The organism is Methyloversatilis sp. S146-33, assembly GCF_059552495.1.
In genome coordinates this window covers 138,141-163,878 of record NZ_JCANOT010000039.1, presented here as the reverse complement: position 1 = coordinate 163,878, position 25,738 = coordinate 138,141, and the positions used below count along the sequence as shown (strand labels likewise).

Genomic DNA, 25,738 nt, shown 5'->3' with positions numbered 1-25,738 from the left:
AGATTTCGGTGCGAAAGCTGGAGAAAATGGTCACAGATCGCGAGTTTCCCCCGGCCGTTCGAATCGGCAAGCAGTGTCTTTGGAGTGAACGGGTTGTGCAGCAATACGAGCAGAGTCTGTTCTCAGCCCAAGAAGCTTGGCAGGCGGCGATGCCCACCGTAATCCCTCTGACCCCTTGAGATTTGCTTTTCAGTTCGCGGAAAGAGGGAAGACGGGAGTCAGTTCCTGCTGATTCCCGTCTGGGATGGGTCAAACGAACAACTGCATCTGACCCGGATGCGAGCGCCAGTGCTGGCATACAGCTTCCCGGCGTCCGAATCGGAACCGGGTGTATGCGCGCACAAAAACGCTCTTCCATCGGTGGTGGGCCATGGCTCGCGACTGCGCGCCAGCAAGGTGGCAATTTGGGGCTGCGCCAAACTGTCGCAGATGGCGATGCGCAGATAACCCTGATAGCCCTGCGCCGCCGCCTTTGCGGCACTCACCGCCTGCTCCACGGTGGCCAGCACACGCCGGCACTCACCGAGGAACACTTGACCGGCCCAGGTCAGTCGCATCTGGCGCACGCTGCGGTCGAACAGCTGCACGCCGAGCGTGGCTTCGAGATTGCGCATTGCGCGCGACACAGGCGATTGCTCAACGCCAAGGCGCTCGGCCGCTCGCGCGAAATGCAGTTCTTCCGCGACCGCAACGAAATAGCGCAGTAATCTGAGTTCCAATGCGGCCTCCTGTTCGCTCCGTTCCTGGCATGTGTCCACCTCATGCGGATTGCGCCTCGCTTTCTCCTTCGATGATTGGCAAGAGGTTCCGGCGTTGCATGCTTGCCTATTCGGATAGACAGATCGCATCCGACACTTCGGAGGTTGAGGCGGAACGCTACCTGGCCGAAGAGACCTGAGAACCTCAATCGCCGCGACGCTGCACTACCGCCTGATCCACAGGTTCAGTTCAATCAATTCCCGGGTTGCAGCTCCACACGCACCTCGCGCGATTTGCCGGCCCGTTCCACTGACAAGACCACTACATCGCCGACCTTCCTGTCGTCTAGCCGCGCGAGCAGCTTGGCCACATCGTCCGTCGCCTTGCCATCAACATCGATGATGAGGTCGCCCGGCACGATGCCTTGCGGCGTGACTTCGACACCCGCGAGCCCGGCTTTGTGCGCTGCCGAGCCGGGGGTGACACGCAGCACGAACACGCCCTTGCTTCCCGTCAGCGCAAGCAGGCGCTGATTGAGCTGTTCGTCCACCTCGATGCCAAGCGCCGGGCGGATGTATTTGCCGGACTTGATGAGTTGCGGCACTACCCGCATGACGGTGTCCACCGGCACGGCAAAACCGATCCCAGCCGAGGCGCCGGAGGGGCTGTAGATCGCCGTGTTGATGCCGATAAGCCGCCCGGCCGAATCGAGCAGGGGGCCGCCCGAGTTGCCGGGGTTAATGGCGGCGTCGGTCTGAACCAGGTGATCAATGGCCGGGCCGCCCGCTTCTCCCGGTAACGAGCGGTCGAGCGCGGAGACGATGCCGGTGGTTAGCGTCCAGTCCAGGCCGAAGGGGTTGCCGATAGCAAAGACCTTCTGTCCCACCTTGAGGTCGGCGCTGGTGCCGAGCGGCACGGCAGGCGGGCGTTTGAAGCCGACGCCGATCTTGAGTACGGCGATGTCGTGTGCTGGGCTCGTCCCCACCAGTGCGGCCTGGTAGTCGCGGCCATCGGCGAGTTTGACGGTGGCTTCGGACGCGCCCTGGATGACGTGGAAGTTGGTGACGACGTGGCCGGCGTCGTCCCAGATGAAGCCCGATCCCGTGCCACGAGGCACGGAGAAGACATTGCGCGTCCAGACGTCGCGCACCAGCTGCGCGGTGGTGATGTAGACCACCGAGGCGCGTGATTTTTCGAACAGTTCGATGGTGGCCTTTTCGTCCGCTGCCAAGTCGCCGCGCGCCGTCACGGTGCGTTCTGCCGCCTCGCGCGGAGTGAACCATGCCTCGATGGCGGGCAGGAACTGCCACAGCAGCATGAGCGTGGCAATACAGGCGGTGATGAAGAGCCAGCGCCGGATGAAGGGATCCGGTGCGGGGCGTGGGTACGGGTCAGGGTAGGCCATGAGAAGTCTCCTGTTGATAGACAATCAGCGCCATAGCCCGCTCGGGCGCCAGCGCGGCGGGCGCGGCGTCACAGCGGATTCCGGCAAGAAATGGGGCGCGTGAAACGGCAAGGCTGTTGCTGGTCCAGGCGCCAACGTCAGCAGGCGTGAGATGCGATCTTGCGTTGCCGGATGCGTGCGCAACCAGGAAGGCTCGGGATTGCCCCATCCCGGCCACAGCCAGGCACGCCAGGAGCGACTGACCCGCTCGATCTTCGCCAGCGCGGACGCCAGCCCTTGCGGGTCGCCGGTCAGTTCGGCCGCGAGGCGGTCAGCGTCGAACTCACGCACGCGAGACAAGCCGAGCTGTGCGAGCAGGGCCAGCTGGGGCGAGGCGGTCAGCAGAAGCAGTCCAGGCCAATTGACCGCCACCGCGCCGGCCAGCAGTGCGGGCAAGCTGAACACAATAGCGATCTGTCCGACCATAGCCAGCAGGCTCGTGAGGCGACTGACGGAATCCGCCAGCCCCATGACACGCAGATCCTCATTAGCGATGTGCGCGACCTCGTGCGCGAGCACACCCGCCAGTTCGCGCGAACTCAGGTTGCGCAGCAGGCCATCGGTGAGGGCGATCGATGCATGCTGCTTCGAGCCGGTGGCGAAGGCGTTGACGACGACACTGGGCACGTAGTGCGGCACCGGCGTGGCGGGCAAACCGGCACGGGCGGACAGTTCGCGCAACATGGCCCAAATCTCGGGGGCTTCGTGCGGGTGCAGTGCCCTCGCGCGGTACAGGCGCAGGGTCAGCGCCGACGCGGCTGCCGGCTCGAGCAGCAGCGCGCCTGCAACTGCAAACAGCGCGAGCCACAGGCCGCTTTCCCCGAACAGCAGGCTTCCTGCGGCGGCTGCGATCCCGACCAGGGTCAGGATCAACAGCCCGGTCTGCAGGCGGTTGAGCCAGCGGTGTTGCAACAACGCCGCGCGCGGGTCATTGGGATGATGACGGATCATGCTCAGATGTCTCGGCGGCGCGGTCGTCGCGCTCGCGCAGCAGCCAGTAAGTGGCACCGAGCGCCAGTGTGGCTCCTGCAAGCGCGGCGATCTTGCCAGGGCTCGCCTCGGGGTCGAGGATCACGAACTTGCGCGCCAGCGCGATCAGGCCGATGAGGATTACGGTCTTGACCTGGATGATGCTGTCCCGACGCAGCGCCACGCGCACGATGGAATGCTTGAACTCCATCGCGATCAGGAGCGTCATGGTGGCACCGAATACCAGCTGAAAAACCTTATGATCCAGTGGATTCAGTGCATCCATGACGAGCAGCGTGAAGACGTGCCGAATCAACTGAATCAGCGAAATCACAATCACCATCGACATGACGCCCGACAGCGTGATGACAACAACCTGCTCGAAGCGCTCGTAAACCGTCATCAACAGCCACTGGGAGCGCATCTCGTCAAGGGCCGTGTGGCCAGATTCTTTATGCATAAGCGTTGCTCTCTCTTTCAATGAAACGTTAATGGAACGGGGAGTCCGAGAAGACGACTCGATTACACCTGGATTGCCGAGGCAATTGCGAAGCCACCCAGCGCATAATGTCCTGCGCGCCCGTGGCGCCGCCGATGGGTGGATCAGCCTCTTGCACGTCAACCCTTTGTCCCATGCATGGCATCAATCCGGCTTCTGGTCTGGCGGCAGCAATCCCAGAAGATCCGCCTGCAAATGTTGCAACTTGTCGATGCCAGCCCTCAATGCCTCGACACGGCCGGCATTTTTCATTTCACTCAGGGTGTGCGCTAACTGCTGGATGCTCTGATGCAGGACATCGACCTGATCATCAGGATCCTCGCCGAAGAACGTAGGGCGGCCACTTTGATCCCGCCAGTATTGGAGTGCTTCGGGTTGAGGCGGCACTTGGGTCTTACCTGACAGATAGTCGATCATCTGGGAAATCCAGACCCGGTGGTCGACGTATGTGAACGGCACGGGCAGCGCGGAGCGACTGTCAGGTTTGAATCCCTTCCAGGATAAGGGTACCTGCCAGGTGTGTAGCCATTGCTCGAATTCATGCGCCGGCATCGGATGCCCGATGGCATAACCCTGGCCCCACTCGCATCCCATACGCAGCAGCATTTCACCATGCCGAATGGATTCGACTCCCTCCGCGATGCAGTTCCTGCCAAACGACCTTGCCAGTGCCAGTAGCGCATCCAGGATGGCGATATCGTCCGGATCCTCGAGCATGTCACGTATAAAACCTTGGTCGATCTTGAGCAGGTGCGCGGGCAGGCGCTTCAGATAGGTCAGCGATGAATAGCCGCTGCCGAAATCGTCGAGGGCAAAACGCAATCCCATCCTCTCGCACAGCGCCATCAACTGAGACACTTGAACGAAGTCCTCCACGGCGCTGGTTTCGAGGATTTCCAGTTCAAGGTCTTGCGGCTGGGCGCCGGGATGTCGTGACAACATACCCCGTAGATGCATGATGAAGTCCGGTTGCAGCAAATGCCGCGCACCGATATTCACGCTGATCGGGACATGAAGGCCGGCCTTGCGCCAAACTTCGATCTGGGTCAGCGCAGCCTCGATGGTCCATTTCCCCACGTCAATCCCGAGCGGATGGTTCTCAATGATGGGTATGAAGGAGGCAGGAGATAACAAGCCACGCGTCGGATGTTGCCAGCGGATCAAGGCTTCGGCGCCCAGCACCTCACCGGTGCGCATGTTGACCTTAGGTTGGAAACAAAGCAGAAACTGCCCATTGGCAAGTGCATTCTTTATGCTGTCAAATCCTTCGTGACGGGTGCGCAGCGTACGATCCTTCTCCGTATCGAAAACGTGATATCGATTCTTGCCGGCTTGCTTGGCACGATACATAGCCTGATCTGCCTGCCGCAGCAGTTGGTCGGCGTCGATATCTTCGCCTTGCGGGTAGTAGCTCACACCGATACTCGCGCTCACCTCGCACAGTGCGTCACCAATCGGTACGGGCTGCGCAGCCACCTCGATCAGGCGATCAAGAATCGGTACGCTGATGGAAATATCCGGCAGGTCGACCAGAACAGCGACAAACTCATCACCACCAAGACGGGCCAAGGTATCGCCTTCGCGCAACACCTGCGTCATACGCCTGGACAGGACGGACAGCAACTTGTCACCGACTGCGTGGCCGTGCTGGTCGTTGACCTTCTTGAATCCATCCAGATCGATGAAGACAACCGCCAGGTGCATGCCACGCCGACGTGTCTGACGAATGGCCTGCTTAAGGCGGTCTCCGAGCAATAGTCGATTGGGCAAGCCGGTGAGCAGGTCGTAATGAGCAACGCGTTCAAGCTGTTGCTGGTTCTCCTTCAGCGCCGTGATGTCGGAAAACATGGCTGCGTAATGCTCGATATGGCCCTGCATATCCGGGACTGCACTGATCGTCAGCAGCGCGGCAAACTGACTGCCGTTCTTGCGTCGGCACCAGAGCTCTCCGTGCCAATAGTCGTGCTCACGCAGAGCCTGCCAAACGGTCTGATAGAACCCATCGTCATAGCGATCAGACTCGAGCAGACGAGGTGTCTGACCCATTACTTCCTCCCGCGCATAACCAGTGATCACGGAAAACGCCCGATTGACGTTGACAATGTGGCCTTGAGCGTCCGTAACGAGGATGCCCTCTCCTGCGTGCTCAAAAACTTTAGCCGCAAGGTGAAGCTCTTCCGCGGATCTTCTGCGTGAGGTGACATCATGGATATAGCCGTGCCAGAGGATGCTCCCATCAGGCATGGCTTCAGGCGACGCCTCGCCTTCGACCCAGATCACCCGACCGTCTGGAAACTGCACTCGGTACTCGTCATGCCAAAGCGCGAGTGACTGCCCCGACGCCTGTATGGTTTCATGCACACGGTCGCGGTCTTCAGGATGGAGCGCAGCGAACGCAGGAGCGGCATCATCAACAACATCCTCCGGTGCAACCCCGTATATTTCCTCTATCCTCGCGCTGGCATAAGGGAAGTGCGAGCTGCCGTCCGGACGAAGACGGTATTGGTAAAGCATACCGGGAACGTGGCTGGCCAACTCTTCTCGCTGTCGGCGTATAGCGTTCAGCGCCTGCTCGACCCTCTTGAGATCAGTGATGTCCTCTACCGTCCCGTCTGCCGCTCTGGGCTGACCAGAGGCGTCGCCCTTGAATGTTGCCCGCAGGTGTATCCAGCGAACCTGCCCTCCGCTGACGATGCGATACCGCAGATCAAGGGACTTTCCGCACATGGCAGCATCCCATGCCCTATCGAAGAGGGGGCGGTCTTCAGGGTGAATACACTGCAGGAATCGCTCGAAGGCTATTGGCGCACCAACATCCAGGCCGAGCACGCGGCAGGCTTCATCGGAGCAAGTGAGGAGTTGCGAGCCAAGATCGAGATGCCAACTGCCAAAATGGGCATTCTGGTTAATCTGGCCACAGTGTCGGGCTGAGATTTGAGGCGTCTCGTTCAAAGGTGACGCTCCTTATGGGTGAAACAGAGGTTCCAAAGTTTCTGCAACTGGGAACGCATTTCGTCAAAGATTGTGTGGTTGGGTCGCTATGCATCGCGGCTACGCACTTTCTTCAAGGATCGAACAACTGATAAGCAGGGTGGTTCGCGCCGGGTCATTGCGGCAAGCGGGATGTCACCCAGCGCATAATGTCCTGCGCGCCCATGGCGCCCGCCTGACGTGCAACCTCATGTCCACCTCGGAACAAAATCAGGGTTGGAATGCTGCGAATACCGAACTGGGCGGCCAGGTGATGCTCGGCCTCGGTATTTACCTTGGCCAACCTCACCTTGGGTTCAAGCAGGGAGGCTGCCTGCTCGAACTGCGGCGCCATCAACTTGCACGGTCCGCACCACGGCGCCCAAAAGTCAACCAGCAGCGGCAGGTCACTGCGCTCCAGATGACGGGCGAAGGTCGCTGTGGTCAGATCAATGGGTTCTCCGGTGAACAGCGGGTGCTGGCACCGCCCGCAATTGGGCTTCTCTGCCAACTTGTTGGCTGGCACGCGATTGATGGATTGGCAGTGTGGGCAGACGATATGAATGCTGTCACTCATGAGGTGGCTCCTTGGGACACAGAGGAAGTCATGGCTCCGGCAGTTGGGCCGCTGTGACATGGGGATTCGAGCTGTAGCCCTTGCGTCAGTTGCCGGATGCTGTATTCATCCAGCGTTTCCCGTGCGAGCAGTTCGCGCGCGCACCGCTCCAGCACTTCTCGGTTAATTTCGAGAATTCGGTATGCACGATCAAAGACACCCATCACGATGTCACGGATGGCTTGGTCGATGCGTGTCTGAGTCGATTCGGCTACCCGGCAGCCACCCTGTACCAGTTCAGGCGCATCAAGAAAACGCGGCCTCTGTGCCTCAAAAGCAACGTACCCCAAGCCCTCATCCATGCCGAAGCGCGTAATCATGTCGCGGGCGATGTCGGTGGCCCGCGCGAGATCGTCTGAAGCCCCTGTGGACAGCTCGCCAAACACGAGCTTCTCAGCCGCCCGCCCTCCCAGGAGCACGGCGATCTTGTGCTCCAGGTCGGCACGTGTCATCAGAAATCGGTCTTCGGTGGGCCGCTGCAGGGTGTAGCCGAGTGCACCGATGCCACGCGGAACGATTGAAATCTTGTGTACCGGATCGGTGCCGGGCAGCGCCAGCGCCACCAGCGCATGCCCCATCTCGTGATAGGCCACGGTTTCCCGCTCCTTCGGATTGAGCACACGGTTCTTCCTTTCCAGGCCGGCCACGATGCGCTCGATGGCGGCGGTGAAGTCTTGCAGTTCCACAGCCTGCGCCTTGCGCCGCGTCGCGTTCAGCGCTGCTTCGTTCACGAGATTGGCCAGATCAGCGCCGGAAAAGCCGGTGGTCAGCGCCGCCACCTGTTCCAGATCTACACCGTGGGCCAGGGTGATCTTCTTGACATGGACCTTCAGGATATCCAGGCGACCTTTCTTGTCGGGGCGGTCCACCAGCACCTGACGGTCGAAGCGACCGGCGCGCAGCAAGGCCTGATCGAGGATCTCCGGCCGGTTGGTGGCTGCAAGGATGATCAGCCCGACCGAGCTGTCGAAGCCATCCATTTCGGTGAGCAACTGGTTCAGCGTCTGCTCACGCTCGTCGTGCCCACCGATCGGTCCTCCGACACCGCGTGCGCGGCCCAAAGCATCCAGCTCATCGATGAAGATGATCGCCGGCGCCTGCCCGCGCGCCTGTTCGAACAGGTCGCGCACACGGGCCGCACCCACGCCGACGAACATCTCGACAAACTCTGATCCGGAGATGGAGAAGAAGGGCACCGCCGCCTCGCCGGCAACAGCCTTGGCCAGCAATGTCTTGCCGGTGCCCGGTGGGCCGACCAGCAACACGCCCTTGGGAATGCGCGCCCCGAGCCGTCCATACTCCTGCGGATTCTTGAGGAAATCGACGATCTCAACCAACTCCGCCTTGGCTTCATCGACGCCAGCGACATCGGCAAAGGTCACGCCAGTGTTCTTCTCCATGAATACCTTGGCACGGCTCTTGCCGATGCTCAGGAAGCCACCCATGCCCTGCTTCTCGGCGAAGCGGCGGAACAGGAAGAACCAGACGCCGAAGAAGGCCACCGCCGGCAGAATCCAGGAGAGCACATCACGCAGCCAGGTGCTTTCCACCACCCGCGCGTAGGGCACGTCGTATTTCGACAGCCGCTCGGCCAGGTCGGGTTCGACGCGGGTGGCCACGATGGTGGTCTTGCCTCGGCTGTCCGGCGATTTCAGGCGCCCGGTCACCGTGCGGTCCGCCACCAGCACATCGGCGACGCGCCCCTCGGCCAACGCTTTCTCGAATTCGCTATAGGGCACGGGCTCGACGGTCTTGGCCGCCTGCCAGTAGTTCTGCAGCGTCAGCAGCAACAGGCCGGCGACGATCCAGTAGCCGATGTTCCATTGATCTTTCTTTTCCATGGGCAATGTTCCTCGCAAGTCGTGTCGCTAGAGAATGGGGGTGAACAGACGGGCCACTCCATCGCGCAAACGGATGGCCAGTGGACGGGAACGCAACGCCATCGCCGACATTGCATCCGACGCATCACGGATGGCATCGAAGAGTGCCTCCATTCGTGCGCACAGCGTGCCGTCGTATACCTCGACATTGAACTCGAAGTTGAGCCGCAGGCTGCGCGCATCCCAATTGGCCGACCCCAGACAACACCACTGGCCGTCTACCAGCATCAGCTTGGTATGGTCGAACGGGCCCGGCCGTTCGAAGATGCGCACACCGTGCTCAAGCACCTGCCAGTAGTGGGCGCGCGCAGCCCATTGCACCGTGGGATGGTCGCCGTTTGCGGGCGTCAGCACGTCGATACGCACGCCGCGCAACGCGGCCGTGCTTAGCGCCGCGATCATCGGCTGATCGGGGACGAAATACGGTGTCCAGATGCGCACCGAATGCTTCGCGGCGCTCAAAGCGCCCATGAAGGTCCAGCGCATCCGGTCCAGGGCCTCATCGGGACCGGCCTCGATGCCGCGCGCCCAAGAGGTTCCTTGCTCATCAGCCGTTACGGGCGGTTCGCCCCAGTAACCCTTGCTGAGCCGCTCGCCCGTGGTATCGCACCAATCATCGGTGAAGCACCGCATCAGATGCGCAATCACCGGCCCGCGCAGACGAAAGTGCAAATCGTGACAGGCCTCGCCCGGCGCATCGGGCCGCCAATACGGACCGAAGATGTTCATGCCGCCGGTGAAACCCGTCTCGCCATCGATCACCAGCAGCTTGCGGTGATTGCGCAGATGCGCGGCATGCAGGCGCGCGGGAATCAACGTCGGGTTGAACGTCGCCGCCGGAACGCCGGCGCGATGCAAGGCGCGGTAGGCGCTGCGGGGCGTCCAGCGGGCATACACGTCGTCGATCAGCACACGCACTTGCACGCCTCGCTCATGAGCGCGGCGCAGTGCATCGACGAACCGCGCCCCGATGCCTTGGCTGTCGAAGATGTACGAGCACAAGGCGACGCTGTGCCTGGCCGATTCGATAGTGGCGAGCATGGCCGGGTAGGCCTGCTCGCCGTCGAGCAGCGGCTCGATGCGGTTGCCGCCGGTCAGCGGCTGGCCGGTGGCACGTCCCACCAAGTGCGCCAGACCGGCAAGCGGCGCCGATGCGACCTCGGGGACAGTGGGCGAGTGAACCTGCCGAACAGCATGATCTCCCCCCGGATAGAGCCGCCGCGCGCGCCGCTGGTAGCGGTTAATACCGAACAGCAAGTACAACAGCGAACCGCCCAGCGGCAACAGAGCGATCAGCAGCACCCACAGCGTGGCCGAGCGCGGGTCACGCTTGTAGATGACTGCGTGCCCTGCCGCCGAAATGGCGACCGCAAGCGACACGAGGGCGGCTGCCCATGTCAGCCCGTCGGGGTCGGACACGACAGCCTCCCCATGACTCAAGATTGGCCGCCCGCCGGCTTTTTCTTGCGCGTAGCCTTGCTTTCGTCGCTCGACGGCGCCTCTGCCACTTTCGCGGCATCAGGCTTTTCAGGCTCGACCGGCTTCACTGGTGGCTCCTTGCGCTCGAAAACCACCCGCTCGGCCTTTTCATCCCAGCGAGCGCTGGCGTGATCGCCCTTGCCGATGCCGCCACCGAGCATCTCGCGCGCCAGCGCAGTCTCCAGCTCGCTGCGGATCAGCCGCTTGAGCTCGCGCGCGCCGAATTCCGGCTTGTAGCCTTCCTCCGCGAAGTGATCGATCAAGGTCTGATCGAAGGTCAGCGTCACGCCCTGGCTGGCGGCGTTGCGGGCCACACGATCGAGCTGCAGGCCGACGATATGGCGGATCTCCTCCTTGCCCAGCGCATGGAAGACGATGATCTCGTCGATGCGGTTGAGGAACTCGGGGCGGAAGTGTCCGCGCAGCACGTCCATCACCTCGGACTTGGTCTTCTCGTATTCCTCGCCGGCGGCGCCACGGGCCTTCAGCCGACGCTGGATGATGTCCGAGCCCAAATTCGAGGTGGCGATGATGATGGCATTGGTGAAATCCACCACCCGGCCCTTGCCGTCGGTGAGCCGCCCGTCGTCGAACACCTGCAGCAGGATGTTGTAGACGTCGGGGTGAGCCTTCTCGATCTCGTCCAGCAGCAACACGCTGTAGGGCTTGCGACGCACCTTCTCGGTGAGCTGGCCGCCCTCGTCATAGCCCACATAACCCGGAGGCGCGCCCACCAGGCGTGCCACGGTATGGCGTTCCCCGTACTCGGACATGTCGATGCGCAGCAGCGCACCTTCATCGCCATAGATGGACTCGGCCAGCGCCTTGGCGAGCTCGGTCTTGCCCACGCCGGTCGGCCCGAGGAACAGAAAAGTCGCCACCGGCTTGCTGCCTTCGCGCAGGCCCGCGCGCGACAGCCGCACGGCATCGGCCACGGCACGTACTGCTTCGTCCTGTCCCACCAGGCGCTCATGCAGCCGCTGTTCCAGATGCAGCAGCTTCTCGCGTTCTTCCACCGTCAGCTCATTGACCGGGATGCCGGTCAGCCGCGAGACGATCTGCGCCACGTGCTCTGCCTTGACCTCGGCGCTGCCCGAGGCGCGCTCGCGCTCCCAATCCTCGACGAGCTTCTTTAGTTCGGCCTCTTTGGCCTCGATGCGCTTGCCGAGCTCGGCGGCCTTGTCGTACTGCTTGCGCGAAGCCACATAGTCCTGCTCACGCCGCAACTGATGCAGTTCGGACTCCAGCTCTTGCACCGCCACCGGGCGCGCCGTGGCCGACAGCTTCACGCGTGCGGCTGCCTGGTCGAGCAGGTCGATGGCCTTGTCGGGCAAAAAGCGCGCGGTGATGTAACGGTCCGACAACTCGGCGGCGGCGATGATCGCATCCTCGGTGATGCTGACCTTGTGGTGCGCCTCGAAGGTGTCGCGCAGGCCGCGCAGGATCATCATGGTCTGCGCCACGGTCGGCTCGGGCACCATCACCGGCTGGAAGCGACGCTCCAGCGCGGCGTCCTTCTCGATGTACTTCTGATACTCGTTGAGCGTGGTGGCGCCGATCAGGTTCAGTTCGCCGCGCGCCATCATCGGCTTGAACACGTTGGCCACGTCCAGCCCGCCTTCGCCGCCACCCTGGCCGGCACCGACGATGGTGTGCACCTCGTCGATGAAGAGAATCAGCTCACCCTGGTGCTCGGTCACTTCCTTGAGCACCTTCTGCACGCGCTCCTCGAACTCGCCGCGGTACTTGGCGCCGGCCACCATGGCATTGATGTTGAGTTCCACCAGGCGCTTGTCGCGCAGCGTCTCGGGCACTTCGCCGGCGACCATGCGCTGCGCCAGCCCTTCGACGATGGCGGTCTTGCCGACGCCGGGCTCGCCGATCAGCACCGGGTTGTTCTTCTTGCGCCGGGCCAGCACTTCGATGGTCGTCTCGATCTCCTGCGCGCGGCCGATGACCGGATCGAGCTTGCCCTCGCGCGCCATCTTGGTGAGGTCGCGCGAATACTTGTCGAGTTCCGGCGTGTTGGTCGGCGTCTCGGCGCGGCCATCCTCGGCCCCTTTGCCGACCACCTTGCTTACCTGCTGGCGCAGCGCTTGCGGCGTGAGGCCGTAACGGCGCAGCAGGTTGGCCGCCAAACCTTCGCCTTCCTCGGCGAGCCCGATCAGGAAATGCTCCGGCCCGACATAAGAGTGGCCGAGTTCGTTGGAGGCCACGAAAGCACGGCTGAGCGCGTCCTTGACCCGGGGCGACACGCCGATCTCGCCCTCGAACGGCTTATCGCCGCGCTTGGCTTCGGATTCGATCTGGCGCTTGAGGTCATCGACCTTGATCTTGAACTGCCCCAGGATGGTCTTGACCACGTCGCTGTCGGATAGCGCCAGCAGCAGGTGTTCGGTATCGACTTCGGCGCGCCCGAACTCTGCAGCGTGTCGGGCGGCCTCCTGCAACAGGGCCTCGGACTGTTCGCTGATACGGCTGGCGAGCCCACTGCCGCGACGGCGCGCGGTGCCCGTACCGGCCGGGGCGGGTTCGCCGAACGAGGCATCGACGACCTCGTCGGTATCGGCCGCCATGGACGGTGCGTCGTCACCGATGCGGAAGAAGTCGCTGCCAAGGAAGTCTTCGAACAGCCCGCTGCGCGAGCCGAACAAGGCTTCCAGCGGTGAGACGGTGCGCTTTTGCTGGCGCACCAGTTGGCGATAGTGATCGTCACACAACAGCATGGTGCTGTGGCGTCCATTGAGATTGGCTTCCACCCGCACCGTGGCGGGCTGGCCGCAAACTTGGCATTGTTTTCTGGCCATGCTGATGCTCCTGTAAAGATTGATCTGACGAGGCACCGCCGATCACGGTGCCTCATCTCTTTGTGGTTTTTGAGAAAAACGCGCTGCCCCGCGTCAGCCGTTGATCGGGATCGAGCGCCCCTGCTTGGGCGTACTGGCCTCGCGCTTTTCCATCGTGATCGTGAGCACGCCGTTCTTGAAAGCGGCCTTGATCGTGTCCTGGTTGGCATCGGCCGGCAGGTTCAGAGCGCGCTGAAAGCTGCCGTAGGAGCGCTCCACCCGGTGGAAACCGCCGTCTTTCGTTTCCTGCTCCTGACGCTTTTCACCGCGCACCAGCAGCACGTCGTTGTCGAGCGTGATCTGGATGTCTTTTTCCTCGACGCCGGGTACTTCCAGGGCGATCTTGTACTGCTTGTCGGTCTCCTGGATGTCCAGCGCCGGCTTCAGCATGCCCGGCCAGTCCGACGGCCAGCGTGGCATGGCCAGCGTCGGGAAACCGAAGCCTCGAAACGCGTCGTCGAACAGGCGGTCGATCTCGCGATGTAATTGCAGGATGGGACTGACGGGCCCACCCGCCACCGGCAGGTCATTGCGCTGCACCGGCAGCGAGGCAGTGCTCTGTTGTTCTTCCTGCTCCTTCTTGAACCAGTTCCAGGGAGCCAATTTCTTGAAATCAATGTCCATGTCACACCTCCAGAAGAAAAATTGAAGACTCTCGCTCACTCCGTTTGCCTGCGGCGACGGACAGCGCGCCCAGACGACACGGAGTGTTCCGCTGACTTTGGCTGCTCATCTGTGCGTATCACCTCATTCTTTCTGCCTGCTTGGATCTGATCATTGATCCATCGATCGATTTCACTTTGACGAAACCGCCACGTCCCGCCGACCTTGAAGGCCGGAATCTCCCCGTGCGAGGCGAGCCGGTAAAGCGTCCGCTTGCCGACTTTCAAGTAGGCAGCCAACTCGTCGAGTGTGAAGATCGCCTGCTGGCGCGCTGTCATACCACCCCACAAGTTCCGTCGTCACGCGGCCTCGCCTGAGGAAATTCTTGCAAGATATTGCGCCTAACATGCCGAAATTCAAGAGTCAACATCCAGCGATCTGCTGGCCGATTGATGTGACTCAATCGTAAGCAGCCAGGAAACAAATGTTGGCTGTTCGGCGAGTCAGCCCGGAAGCTCGATATCAATCGATCGGGCCGTGCAGTGTTCCGAAAGGGGGGGCTCTGGTGCCGAGCCCGAGGCCCGGCGCATCGAGAGTGTTCAGAGGAAGAGTGCTTGGGACGTGTCCGGCGCGCGCTGCACAACTGGTGTGAAGCGTGCCTCTGTGGCACTCTTTTACGGTGCGTGGTGCGCCAGATTTTCTGACATTTTTCTGGCACAAGCGCATGCGAGCAGGTGCGATTAGGTGCAGAGGTGTGCACCTAAGTGCCTGTTTTTACGAGTGTGTGCGTGTAAATCTGACCGCTGATTCGGCTTGAAAATCCGCGTGTCGGTGGTTCGATTCCGCCCTTGGCCACCAGAATTCAAGGCGCGTACTCTGCGCGCAAACAAAAAGGGCCTCGCGGCCCTTTTTGTTTTTCCCCCTCCAAGCCCGTCACCCGCTCACGCGGCGTTCCGCGCAAAGTACTTCCCTCGCATCTCCTCGAGCAACTGGTCGTACAGCGGCTGCATGAACGGCGGCAGATGCGCCATCAGTTCCTTGCGGTAGATGACCGACGGCACGCGCTTTCCGCGGTGCTCCACCGCCTGGCCGATCAGGTGGATGCGGAAGCCCAGCGCTGTCAGATGGCGGGCGAGTCGCGCCTCAGTCAGCGTGAAAAGATGTTCGACGTCGTGCAACTCCGCAGCGGCAAGCAGGCCGAGGTAAAGACCGACCGGAATGTAGGGGAAGCGGGGCTGATCCCGCGTTCCCATGTCCTCTTCCGAAATGGCGATCGGACCGCCGCTGTCGCCCTTACGTTTGCGGTAATCCGACAGCACCGCGAGGCGTGAGATCTCCACCATGCGCCGACGGTCGATGCGAACCGGGTCGATGATGCTCCGGTCGATTGCCGTCTCGCACAGGTGTTCGAAAGGGAGCGGTTTCGCGAGGTCGTCCGGATCCGGCTGCACCAGCCGCACACAGCCAACGATGCGACCGCTTGTCTGCGCGCGCAACGCGATCTGCAGCGCATGCGCGTCGAAACCGTCGGTCTCCTCGTGGTCGGGATTGGTTGCTTCGTAGCCCAGTTCCTGGCAATACACCTCGTGCCGGACGCGATAGACCTCGTGCTTCATCGCCTCATCGACCGCGGCTTCCACCGCGAAGTACTTGGCGAAGTTTTCCTTGAGGTTTCCGACTTCAAGCAGAAACATGATGTTGTCCGACCGGGTATGACGCCGCGGGTGCATCCCGCGTGCGTGGCCTGCTGACCTTACTGTAGTTTCTTCAGGTATTCCTTGTCGAACACCTTGTCGGGTATGTCGCGCAATTGCATCGATGCGTACTCGAGCGTCGATTGCTCGCCCTGTTTCAGTGCGTCCTGCATGACCAGACGGGTCGGGCGGAGTTTGCCGCCCAGCGTCTTGTATTCATCATAGACACAGGTTTTCAGCAGCTTGTCTGACAGGGAGTAGAACTCGGCCTTGTGCGGCGCGTTATTCGATGTGCGCACCCAGAGCAGCACGCGCGAGTAGGTGACGCCGCGATCGACCGCCGTCAGTTCGAGTACGTGATGATCGTTGCCGTCCACTTTTTCGGTACGCAGCAGCTTCGGGGTGTAGTCGCCAGAGAAATTGGCGCGCGCCAGGTCACCGTTGGCGACCTGGCCGGTCAGGCGCTGCGCCAGCGACAGCCGCACCGGTTGCGACACGGTGGGTAGGAACACCCACAGGTCGCGCGCCTTCATCAGCAGGATCTGGCCGCGCTCGGAAGCCGGCTCGACCGTCTGCACGATGGTGTTCTCGTTACCCTTGGACAGGATGCGGTACTTGCGGAATTCTTCGCCGCTGGACGTGGTCGAGGTGACGCTGACCTCGACCTGGAAGGGCTCCCGTGGGAAGCGGATGGTGTCGGCCTTTTCAAGTATACTCGCGGCATCTTGGGCAAAGGCGGACGGCGCGATGCAGAACGGTGCCGCAAGAGCTGCAACAGTTGCAAGGATCCGCGCGAACGTCTTGCGCCGGTGCGACGATGGGCCGGTGGTGGTGGCTTCGCGCATGCCGAGCGAGGTGTTCGGAACATTCATTTTTTTGTCTCCAGCACCGGGCGCATGACCCGTCTTCTGAACCGGGCTTCCTGATGAACAACGTCGTCCAGATCCGGAATGTGAGCCGCAGCTACATGCTCGGCGGACAGCAGGTCAATGCGTTGAAGAATATCACGCTGGATATCGAGGACGGCGTGTTCATTGCCATTGCCGGGCCCTCCGGCAGTGGCAAGTCGACCCTGCTGAACCTGATCGGTTGCATCGATACACCGACTTCGGGGCAGATCCTGATCAACGGTCAGGACGTGTCGGGGCAGACGCCGGACCAACTGGCCAGTCTGCGCGCGCGCACCATCGGTTTCATCTTCCAGACCTTCAATCTGCTGCCGGTCCTGTCGGCTTACGAGAACGTCGAGTATCCGCTGCTGCAGTTGCCCGAGGTCAGCAAGGACGAGCGGGCGAAGCGGGTGAAGTACTTTCTCGACATCGTCGGCCTTGGTCCGAAGATGCATCATCGACCGAACCAGCTGTCAGGTGGACAGCGTCAGCGTGTGGCGATTGCCCGCGCGCTGGCGGTACAGCCGGCCATCGTGCTGGCCGACGAACCGACCGCCAACCTCGACCGCAAGACCGGCGATTCGATACTCGAGCTGATGCGCGAGATCAACCGCACGATGAAAACCACCTTCATCTTCTCGACCCACGACAAGCGCGTGATGTCGATGGCCGACCGCCTTGTGCGCATCGAGGACGGCGAACTGACCGCGCTCGGCGTACAGAAATCACCGGGCGAATGGTCCTACGTCAAACCCCCGAAATCCGCCACTCTGCAGGCTGCTTCATGACGCACTTCGATTCACTTTCCGCCTTGCGCCGCCTGCCCTTGGCGGCGCTGACGCTGGCACTGCTGCTCGGGGCCCGGGCCGCGCCGGCGGCCGACGCGCTCGACGACCTGTTCGTCGAACCGGCGCCCGAAGCCGCCGGTGATGCGCAGGGCAAACCGAAGGCCGATGAACAGGGCTCGTCTATGTCGGGCTGGCGCGGCTTCAGCCAGTTCGAACTGGCGCGCACGGTGGCTGGTAACAGCCACTGGTCGAAGGCGCGCTGGCGCAACGAGCTCGGCCGCAGCGGCAGTTTCGGACAGGGCATCAAGTGGAAAGCCGTGGGCCGCGTCGATTACGACTTCGCCTACGGTTGGGAGAGCGACTTCTACCCGGCAGCCGTACGCGACGACCGACGCAGCGAGTTCGCATGGCGCGAGGTCTATCTCGACATGCCGGTGGGCGATGTCGAACTGCGCCTCGGCCGCCAGCACATCGTGTGGGGCGAAATGGTCGGCCTGTTCTTCGCCGACGTCGTGTCGGCGCGCGACATGCGCGAATTCTTCACGCAGGAATTCGACCAGCAGCGCATCCCGCAGTGGGCGGCACGCGCCGAGTACTTCAAGAACGACTGGCGCGCCGAGCTGATCTGGGTGCCCTACGTGAGCGTCGACAACATCGGCCGCTTTGGCGGCGATTTCTACCTGACGCAACCTGACCTGTCGGGCATCAGCGCGACCTACGACGCGCAGGTCCGGCCGGACCGCAAGCTCAGCAACTCGAATTACGGCCTGCGAGTCGGTACGCTGGTACAGGGCTGGGATCTGGCCGCCTTCTACTACCGCAGCCTGGATGTGAATCCGACCTTCAGTCGTCGATTCGTCACCCCGACCGCGGTGGTCTACACGCCGCGACACGACTGGATTCATCAGTATGGTGCAACGCTGACCAAGGATTTCGGCAGCTTCCTGCTGAAGGCCGAAGCAGTGCTGACTTACGATCGCTACCTTCCGGTGTCGCCGCTGTCGGCGCGGCCCGACGGACTGGTCCGTCAGGACATGGTCGATTACGCGATCGGCATCGACATTCCCTTCATGTCCGAGTCGCGGCTCAATCTCCAGTACTTCGAGCGTGCCCACATGGACAAGGCGCCCGACCTGCTGGCGAGCCGGCGCGAGAACGGCATGGCGGTGCTGTACAACCACAAGTTCGACGAGCGGCTCGAAGGCGAGCTGCTGTGGGTGCAGTCGCTGGTGCGCAACGACTACATGTTCCGCCCCAAGCTGATCTGGCGCGTGCAATCCAACTGGCGTGCGCAGTTCGGTGCCGATCTGTTCGGCGGCAATTCCAATGGCTATTTCGGGCGTTTCGGCAACTCGGACCGCTACTACGGCGAGCTGCGCTACTCCTTCTGATTCGGGCGGAGGTGCCACATGCGAGTGCTGATCACGGGCGGTGCCGGCTTCATCGGCTCACATACGGCGGACGCGCTGCTGGCCGCCGGCCACAGCGTGCGTGCGCTGGACATTCTTGACCCGCAGATTCACGGCGAAAGCCGCCAGCGGCCGGCCTATCTCGCGCCCGAGGTGGAGCTGCAGGTCGGTGACGTCTGCAATGCCGACGACGTCGCGCGCGCGCTCGACGGCATCGACGCGGTCTACCATTTTGCCGCGCTGACCGGTGTGGGTCAGAGCATGTACGACATGACCCATTACGCGCGGGTCAATGGTCTGGGCACGACCACCCTGATCGAAGGCATCGTCAAGGGCGGCCACGCGCTGAAGCGTCTGGTGCTGTCATCGTCGCGTGCGATCTACGGCGAGGGGGCCTATGTCTGCCGTGAGCATGGCGCCCAGTTTCCGGGCGCTCGCTCGCGAGAACGCCTGCAGGCCGGCAAGTTCGCGATGCCCTGCCCGGTTTGCGGCGATGATCTCGACGCGGTGCCGACGCCGGAAGACAAGGTGTCCGAGCCGTTCTCGGTCTATGCGATCACCAAGAAGCATCAGGAGGATTACGTTCGCTACGCGGCGAACACCTTCGGTATTCCTGCGGTCGTGCTGCGTTACTTCAACGTTTTCGGCTCGCGTCAGTCGCTGAAGAATCCCTACACCGGCGTGGTATCGATCTTCTATTCGCGCATCTGCGCCGGTCAGCCGATCTCGGTGTACGAGGGCGGCTTGCCTGTCCGCGATTTCGTGCATGTGTCCGACGTCGTTGCGGCGAACATGCGTGCGCTGGTTGCCGACGTGGCGCCGGGCTCCGTCTTCAATGTCGGCGCCGGCGAGGCGAGCACGATCGCCGACATCGCCAACGCGCTGGCGCGAGCGGTGGGCAAACCGGTGACGATGGAGGACAAAGGGGAATTCCGTGTCGGCGACATCTTCGGATGCGTTGCCGATCTGGCGCACTCGCGAGCAGTGCTCGGTTTTGAGCCGGCGTGTTCGCTAGACCGGGGTATGGCCGAATTCGCCGCTTGGGCGGGCGGGCAGCCCTCGGAGGATCGCTATCAGCAGACCGTCGCCGAACTGACGCGCTTCGGCCTGTTCGGTCGCGCAGGGGGCGCCTGATGTCGACCTGCCGCCGCGTTTTGTTCGTGGCGGAGGCAGTATCTCTCGCGCATGTCGCCCGGCCGGTCGTGCTGGCATCGGGCCTGGCGGCGCATCATGACGTGTCGGTCGCGTCCGCGCCGGCCTTCGATCTGTGCTTCCGCGGAACGGATCTTCGCCGGCTCGGGCTGGAGAGCATTCCGGCCAAGCTCTTTCTCGATCGCCTTGCGGCCGGTGCGCCGCTGTACACCCGTGCCGAGCTCGAGCGCTATGTCGAGGCCGACATCGCGTTGCTGCAGCGCGAACGTCCCGACGTGGTGATCGGCGATTTCCGTCTGTCGCTGAGCGTTTCTGCGCGGCTTGTCGGCATCCCATACTTCGCGCTGTGCAACGCACACTGGAGTCCGTGGTCGGCGCATTCACGGTTCCCCTTGCCGGACATCACCCTGACCCGGGTGCTCGGGCCCACGCTGGCAGAGCCGATCTTCCGGCTGGCGCAGCCGCTCGCCTTCCGTCTACACGCAGGGCCGCTCAACGCGGTACGCAAAAAGCATGGCCTGAGCGACTTTCCCGATGTGCGCCATGCCTACACCGACGGTGATCTGACGCTGTACGCCGACACGCCGAGCCTGGTGCCGGTGCGTCCGGACTGTCCTTCCAACCATCATTTCATCGGGCCCATCATCTGGTCGCCCTCGATGCCGTTGCCGGACTGGTGGGCCTTGATGCCGTCCGGGCCTCTTGCCTACGTCACGTTGGGTTCCACGGGACGGGTCGATCTGCTGCCAGAGGTATTTCGTGCGCTGGCCGATGCGCAGGTCAATGCAATGACGGCGACGGCGGGGCGCTCGGACGTGGCTTCGCCCGGACCGCACTGCTTCGTTGCCGACTATCTGCCGGGGCTGGAAGCCGCCGCGCGCGCCGATTTCGTCATCTGCAATGGCGGAAGTGCGACGGTCTATCAGGCCTTGTCGACCGGCACGCCGGTCATCGGTTTGTGTTCGAACATGGATCAGTTCCTCACCATGTCGCGTGTAGTCGATGCCGGGGCGGGGATTTCATTGCGTGCGGGCAACGTGAGCTACGAACAGCTGCGGACAGCACTCAGGCGCATGATCGGAGATGAAGCTGCGGACTTCAGGCGTGCTGCCGAGGCGGTCCAGCAGGACTTCGCCAGTTTCAATACCCGCTCGATTCTGAACGGGCTCGTTGCATCGGCATAGAGAGGGCTGGCCGGGCAATAACGTGTTCGGAACCTACGCTTTCGAACGCACAATACAAAAGAAAAACGGGAGCTTTCGCTCCCGTTTTTCATGCTGCTTCGACTACCTGAATCAGGCCTTGCGGCGGCGGGCCAGAGCCAGACCACCGAGTGCCAGACCGGCCAGAGCCAGCGTGCCCGGCTCGGGGATGCCCTGCACCGGACCGTTGAAGTCGGTCTGGAAGATGATGTCCGGGCCGGCTGCAACGCAACCCGTCGGGCCGCAGACCGTGCCACCGTTCACCGCGCCGATGTTCGGCACTTGACCGGCGATGATGGCCGACGGATCAACCGACTGGAACGGCAGGTTCTGGCTGATGTTGGTCACCAGGAAGGAGATCAGCTCTTCATTCCAGAAATCCGTGTCGATGAAGTTCGGCAGAACGGTCAGCAGGTCGAACTCAGGCGTTGCGCCCGAACCCGTCACCGACGGGGTGCCCGACAGCGGCGAAGTGCCGTTGAGCGGCTGACCATCGCTGCCGACCGTGCCCAGGGCGCCGGTGTTCGCGTTGAAGTTGGACACCGAACCTGCACTGCCCGGAGCGATCGTGCCGTCGAACACCAGCGTGCCGGTGTTGAAGCCGGTGCCGGCCGCGTAGTTGGCAGCGGCGTCGGAATCCAGATCCTTCACATAGACGCGGAAGTAGTTGTTGGTCTGGACCTTGGCGAAGTCGAACACGGCGATGTTGGCGCCCGGCACGGACACGGCGGTCGTCACGACTTCCTGGTAAGCCAGTTCGAAGGTGATTTCGTACTTGTTGGCAGTCGAGCCCGAACCGTTGTACAGGCTGCTGGCGGCACCGGTACCACCCTGCAGCACGGCCAGACGGCCTTGCGAGAACACGTTGAAACCGTAGCCCTTGCCACCGTTCAGACCTTCGACGGTGCCACCTGCGGGGTTGTTGATGAAGTTGACGAAGGCTTGGTTGCCGCCTTGCGCCAGAACCGGGGACGGCGCCCAGTCGAAGGCGGTGATGCCGCTCACGACGCCATTCGGCGTGGTGATCGAAACCGGGGCAGCGTGCGCGGCAGCGAAAGTGCCTGCCAGTGCCACTGCAACTGCAATTTGCTTGAACTTGATCATTTCATTGACTCCGTTTGTTGGCTTGGGAGAACCACGGTTGGCTATAAGCAATCGGCGGGCCAGTTTTCTTCACGTGTTTTAGTTTATTGAATATAAACAAGAAAAATCTGTGTCTCGGGTGGCTGCGGCGGGTGGCGGACGCGCTATGTCGCCGCGTGTAAAGTTCACCGACATTCTGGTTTCAAGACTCTTCGTGGTTCTGCAGTCTTTCGAGGGGCAGACGCAGTGAGCGGCCGGGGATGTTCCGGCTGCGACCGATGCGGCACGCCCAGACCGCTCGTCCTATGTCCTCTCCCGGCAGCAGGCTGCCCAGTCTTTGTGCCAGATCGTCGGCGCGGGCGAGTGCGTCGCCGTTCTGCGTGAATCGCTGTCCGGCCCGTGCGTACTGGTTGAAGATGAGCGGCGTCATCTCAGGCTGTGACTGGAGCCCCAGCTTTTCTACCGTCAGCCAGAGTCGCTGCATGGCGCGGCCGGTTGCGACGTGATCGTCGATGTGGTCGGGGCGCGTTGGCGCGATCATGAAGGCGTGAGCAGAGCACGCGACGCCCGGAATCAGGTCGAGTTGCAGCCGCGGTGCGAAAGTGCCGAGGAGCCACCTGTTAAAGAATTCGACGCGGCTCCAGCTTGCCATGACGAAACGCATCAGCTTGCCGGTGAGCGGGTCGACGCCGACGGCTGCCTCGGGGATGCGGTCCTCGCTGAAACGCGCGCCCCACTCGATCACGCGGCTATGGGTCTGGAAGGCTTCCGGAATGGTCAGGCGGATCTGCGCGCTGTCGAAATTCAGCTTGGCGATGCGCAGGCGATCCCGGAACGCTCCGAACCAGACGATGCGGTAAGGAAACACCGCAGCTTCGAGCGCCTGCCGCTCCTCTTCTGTCAGCGGTCTGCTGCCCATTGCACGGCGCTGCACGGAGCGCGTCGTGATGCACGGGAGCAGCGGGTCGGGTGCGACTGACGGGTCGGCGACCAGCCGGATGTCGAACTGCAGATGCGTGTCCGGCGTATCCGGCCGGCGAGCGATATCGGCGCGAAGGCCGTGGGCTGTTGCTGCAATGGACAATGTTTCCAGCATCGCGCCGACGGCGATCTGGCTGGCGTGCCCTTCGAGGTCATAGACGCACCAGTGTCGGGTGTCGAAACCATGCACCCGCACGTGATCGTCGGCGAGTACCTCGAAACGCCAGATCTGGGTGTTGTCGCCGCTTGGCGCCCAGCGCGCGAGGTCGAGGATCTTGTCTACGGTGCGCATTCGTTTCTCCGGTGAGCTGCGTGTTCAGCGGGCGTTGATCTGTTTCAGCAACTGGCGCCGACCGAGTGCAAGAATGAGCCGCTGCAGCGGGTGCCGGTTTCCACCCGGGCGCCAGGTGCGCACCATCCGGTTGCGGTAAGCGTCGAACTGCAACGCCCACGGTGCCGCGCGGACTTCGCCGCGGCCGAGCAGAAGCTTGACCGTTTCCGCCGCGGCGACGCCGGCGCACAGATTGCACCCGATCATCGTCGACGGGCCTTTGCGCGCCGCGAGGTCGATGCGCCAGGGCTCGACCAGATAGGGGCGATGCAGTCCGGCGGGGGCCAGGCCGACCAGGAATCTCAGCGCCTGTTCGGTCTCGTCGTGGCCCTCCAGTTGGAAGTAGTCCTCGAAACTCATGCCGCGCGGCGAGAACACGAGCAATCCGGTGCCCATCCCGAGCGGAGCTGCCGTCACCGCCGGGATGCCCAGGCGATGGCAGGCTGCGAAGGTGGCCTTGCGAGCGGAGAAGGCGAAGAAATCGAGGCCGTCTACATAGACATCGCAGCCTTGCAGGAAGGCGTCCGGCTGCTCCGGTGACACGCCTTCCGGGAAGCTGGTTATGTCCGCCTGCGGATTGATGTCGCGCGCCTGTTCGGCCAGCACCTCGATCTTGGGCCGATCGACCGTGCTCATCATGGCCCCGACCTGCCGGTTGAAGTTGTGTACACCGAAGGTGTCGAAATCGGCAATGCGGAATCGTCCGATGCCGAGCCGGGCCAGCGTCAGCAGATGCGCGCCGCCGACACCACCGAGGCCGGCGATGGCGACCGTGCTGCGCCGAAGTCGGGCCTGTTCGGCCTCGGTGAACCAGCCGAGGTTGCGGCTGAAGGCCTCGTCGTAATTGAAAGCAGAGCTCATGGCGTCGCCTTGTATGTCCGTTGGCTGCGGGGCATGCTTCCGGGACATCGGATGGTGAGGTAAAAACTGTTATGCTGGCAATACCTTAGCATCTGAAGTCTTGAATTCGCATGAAGTTTTGGCTGCTCGACCTTTGGCTTGCGATGCGCAGCGTGCTCCGCCAGGGGCGACGCACGCTGATTGCCATCGGCGCGGTGAGCTTCGGTGTGATTGCGATGATCCTGTCGGCCGGGTTCATCGAGTGGTTGATGGAGGGAATGCGCGAATCCACCATCAAGTCGCAACTGGGCCACGTCCAGGTGGTGCGACCCGGGTATGTGGAACGGGGCACCTCCGATCCCTTCGGATTCGTGATCGACGGAGAGGACGCGGCGCAGCGCAAGGTCGAGCAGGGTGCGGGCGTCAAGGTCGTGGCGCCGCGTCTCAGCTTCAACGGTCTCGCCAGCAAGGGCGACAACACGCTGGCCTTCCTCGGCCAGGGCGTCTCGGCAAAGGCGGAGGCGGTGCTGTCGAGTTCGGTCACGATATCGCGCGGGCGCAACCTTTCGCCCGACGGCGTCAATGAAATGATCATGGGGCGGGGGCTGGCAGCCAATCTGGGCGTCACCGTCGGCGACACCGTGGTGCTGATGACGACGACCGCCGCCGGCAACGTCAATGCAGTCGAGGCGCCGGTCGTCGGCATCTTCATCTCCGTCAGCAAGGAATACGATGATTCGGCGTTGCGCATGCCGCTGGCGCTGGCGCAGCAACTGGTGCGGGTGAATGGCGCGCAGCAATGGCTGGTGCTGCTCGACGACACGGACAAGACCGACGCCAAGCTGGCTGAACTGGGCAAGGTGCTGCCGGCCGCGAACTTCGAACTGGTGCCCTGGTATCGCCTGTCCGACTTCTACAACAAGACGCGCGATCTGTTTGCCAGCCAGGTCAACGTCGTGCAGTTCATCATCCTGATGATCATCGTGCTCAGCATTTCCAACACGCTGTCAATGAGCGTGATGGAGCGCGTCAGCGAGATCGGTACCTGCATGGCGCTGGGCCTGACGCGGGCGCGCATACGGCGCATCTTCATGTCGGAGGGCGTAATGCTCGGTCTGGTCGGCGGCGGGCTCGGGGTGGTCATCGGCTGTGCGCTGGCGCTGGCGATCTCGGCGGTCGGCATTCCGCTGCCGCCGCCGCCCGGCATGGAGCAGGGGTTTGACGGCGAGATCCGGCTGACTTTCGGCATCGTCGCCAAGGCACTGGCGATTGCCGTGGTCAGTGCCTTCGTGTCCAGCCTTTACCCTGCCTGGCGAGCGTCGCGCATGAATATCGTCGACGCACTGCGGCAAAGTCGCTGACC

Annotated in this window: 21 protein-coding genes; 5 read left to right on the top strand and 16 right to left on the bottom strand. The window is 62.6% G+C overall.

The window, feature by feature from the left end; all coding sequences use genetic code 11:
• Nucleotides 1-218 precede the first annotated feature (218 nt).
• From AC51BJ_RS17385 to AC51BJ_RS17325, 13 genes are all read right to left on the bottom strand, one after another.
• Nucleotides 219-719, bottom strand: coding sequence for a LysR family transcriptional regulator (locus tag AC51BJ_RS17385; protein WP_496281073.1), 501 nt, complete (start codon nucleotides 717-719; stop codon nucleotides 219-221).
• Between the two features lie 233 nt (nucleotides 720-952).
• Nucleotides 953-2,104 (bottom strand): S1C family serine protease, encoded by a 1,152-nt coding sequence (locus AC51BJ_RS17380; protein ID WP_023093178.1) that lies wholly within the window; start codon nucleotides 2,102-2,104, stop codon nucleotides 953-955.
• Nucleotides 2,105-2,128: 24 nt separating this feature from the next.
• Complete coding sequence (locus AC51BJ_RS17375; protein ID WP_023093177.1) at nucleotides 2,129-3,094, bottom strand: zinc metalloprotease HtpX; 966 nt, start codon at nucleotides 3,092-3,094, stop codon at nucleotides 2,129-2,131.
• Nucleotides 3,072-3,572 carry a phosphate-starvation-inducible PsiE family protein gene (locus AC51BJ_RS17370; RefSeq protein WP_496281072.1) on the bottom strand — a complete coding sequence of 167 codons (501 nt, stop codon included), beginning with the start codon at nucleotides 3,570-3,572 and terminating at the stop codon, nucleotides 3,072-3,074. The genes AC51BJ_RS17375 and AC51BJ_RS17370 overlap by 23 nt, the downstream gene beginning before the upstream one ends.
• 183 nt (nucleotides 3,573-3,755) lie before the next feature.
• A complete protein-coding gene (locus tag AC51BJ_RS17365; protein WP_496281071.1) occupies nucleotides 3,756-6,563 on the bottom strand; it encodes a sensor domain-containing protein in 2,808 nt (935 codons plus the stop codon).
• Nucleotides 6,564-6,717: 154 nt separating this feature from the next.
• On the bottom strand, nucleotides 6,718-7,158 hold the full coding sequence (trxC, locus tag AC51BJ_RS17360) for a thioredoxin TrxC (protein WP_023093173.1): 441 nt from the start codon (nucleotides 7,156-7,158) through the stop codon (nucleotides 6,718-6,720).
• Nucleotides 7,155-9,038 carry an ATP-dependent zinc metalloprotease FtsH gene (ftsH, locus tag AC51BJ_RS17355; protein ID WP_023093172.1) on the bottom strand — a complete coding sequence of 628 codons (1,884 nt, stop codon included), beginning with the start codon at nucleotides 9,036-9,038 and terminating at the stop codon, nucleotides 7,155-7,157. The genes trxC and ftsH overlap by 4 nt, the downstream gene beginning before the upstream one ends.
• A gap of 27 nt (nucleotides 9,039-9,065) precedes the next feature.
• Complete coding sequence (gene cls / locus AC51BJ_RS17350; protein ID WP_023093171.1) at nucleotides 9,066-10,496, bottom strand: cardiolipin synthase; 1,431 nt, start codon at nucleotides 10,494-10,496, stop codon at nucleotides 9,066-9,068.
• A gap of 17 nt (nucleotides 10,497-10,513) precedes the next feature.
• Nucleotides 10,514-13,363, bottom strand: a complete 2,850-nt coding sequence (gene clpK / locus AC51BJ_RS17345) for a heat shock survival AAA family ATPase ClpK (protein WP_023093170.1) — start codon at nucleotides 13,361-13,363, stop codon at nucleotides 10,514-10,516.
• Nucleotides 13,364-13,456: 93 nt separating this feature from the next.
• A complete protein-coding gene (locus AC51BJ_RS17340; protein WP_024973321.1) occupies nucleotides 13,457-14,026 on the bottom strand; it encodes an Hsp20/alpha crystallin family protein in 570 nt (189 codons plus the stop codon).
• Between the two features lie 35 nt (nucleotides 14,027-14,061).
• Nucleotides 14,062-14,343 (bottom strand): helix-turn-helix domain-containing protein, encoded by a 282-nt coding sequence (locus tag AC51BJ_RS17335; RefSeq protein WP_219770591.1) that lies wholly within the window; start codon nucleotides 14,341-14,343, stop codon nucleotides 14,062-14,064.
• Between the two features lie 603 nt (nucleotides 14,344-14,946).
• Complete coding sequence (locus tag AC51BJ_RS17330) at nucleotides 14,947-15,699, bottom strand: PEP-CTERM/exosortase system-associated acyltransferase (RefSeq protein ID WP_430435190.1); 753 nt, start codon at nucleotides 15,697-15,699, stop codon at nucleotides 14,947-14,949.
• A 59-nt stretch (nucleotides 15,700-15,758) separates the two neighbouring features.
• Nucleotides 15,759-16,571, bottom strand: coding sequence for an outer membrane lipoprotein-sorting protein (locus AC51BJ_RS17325; RefSeq protein ID WP_430435189.1), 813 nt, complete (start codon nucleotides 16,569-16,571; stop codon nucleotides 15,759-15,761).
• 53 nt (nucleotides 16,572-16,624) lie between these two features.
• Here AC51BJ_RS17325 and AC51BJ_RS17320 point away from each other — a divergent pair, with 53 nt between their 5' ends.
• The 4 genes from AC51BJ_RS17320 to AC51BJ_RS17305 are packed head-to-tail and all read left to right on the top strand — an operon-like array spanning nucleotide 16,625 to nucleotide 21,122.
• Entirely contained in the window at nucleotides 16,625-17,377 is a 753-nt protein-coding gene (locus tag AC51BJ_RS17320; RefSeq protein ID WP_430435188.1) for an ABC transporter ATP-binding protein, read from the top strand.
• Nucleotides 17,374-18,768, top strand: coding sequence for a DUF1302 family protein (locus AC51BJ_RS17315; protein WP_496281070.1), 1,395 nt, complete (start codon nucleotides 17,374-17,376; stop codon nucleotides 18,766-18,768). The genes AC51BJ_RS17320 and AC51BJ_RS17315 overlap by 4 nt, the downstream gene beginning before the upstream one ends.
• Before the next feature lie 18 nt (nucleotides 18,769-18,786).
• The gene (locus tag AC51BJ_RS17310) at nucleotides 18,787-19,920 is read left to right on the top strand and encodes an NAD-dependent epimerase/dehydratase family protein (protein WP_496281069.1); all 1,134 of its coding nucleotides are present in this window, start codon (nucleotides 18,787-18,789) and stop codon (nucleotides 19,918-19,920) included.
• Nucleotides 19,920-21,122 carry a glycosyltransferase gene (locus AC51BJ_RS17305; protein WP_496281068.1) on the top strand — a complete coding sequence of 401 codons (1,203 nt, stop codon included), beginning with the start codon at nucleotides 19,920-19,922 and terminating at the stop codon, nucleotides 21,120-21,122. Before AC51BJ_RS17310 ends, AC51BJ_RS17305 begins: the two co-directional genes overlap by 1 nt.
• A gap of 111 nt (nucleotides 21,123-21,233) precedes the next feature.
• Here AC51BJ_RS17305 and AC51BJ_RS17300 read toward each other — a convergent pair whose 3' ends face one another.
• From AC51BJ_RS17300 to AC51BJ_RS17290, 3 genes are all read right to left on the bottom strand, one after another.
• Nucleotides 21,234-22,244 carry a PEP-CTERM sorting domain-containing protein gene (locus AC51BJ_RS17300; RefSeq protein WP_430435184.1) on the bottom strand — a complete coding sequence of 337 codons (1,011 nt, stop codon included), beginning with the start codon at nucleotides 22,242-22,244 and terminating at the stop codon, nucleotides 21,234-21,236.
• A gap of 181 nt (nucleotides 22,245-22,425) precedes the next feature.
• The gene (locus AC51BJ_RS17295; RefSeq protein ID WP_496281067.1) at nucleotides 22,426-23,496 is read right to left on the bottom strand and encodes a nitroreductase family protein; all 1,071 of its coding nucleotides are present in this window, start codon (nucleotides 23,494-23,496) and stop codon (nucleotides 22,426-22,428) included.
• A gap of 24 nt (nucleotides 23,497-23,520) precedes the next feature.
• Nucleotides 23,521-24,396 (bottom strand): ThiF family adenylyltransferase, encoded by an 876-nt coding sequence (locus tag AC51BJ_RS17290; protein WP_430435182.1) that lies wholly within the window; start codon nucleotides 24,394-24,396, stop codon nucleotides 23,521-23,523.
• A 110-nt stretch (nucleotides 24,397-24,506) separates the two neighbouring features.
• Between AC51BJ_RS17290 and AC51BJ_RS17285 the strand changes: the two genes are divergently transcribed.
• A complete protein-coding gene (locus AC51BJ_RS17285; protein ID WP_496281066.1) occupies nucleotides 24,507-25,736 on the top strand; it encodes an ABC transporter permease in 1,230 nt (409 codons plus the stop codon).
• The last annotated feature ends 2 nt before the right edge of the window (nucleotides 25,737-25,738 follow it).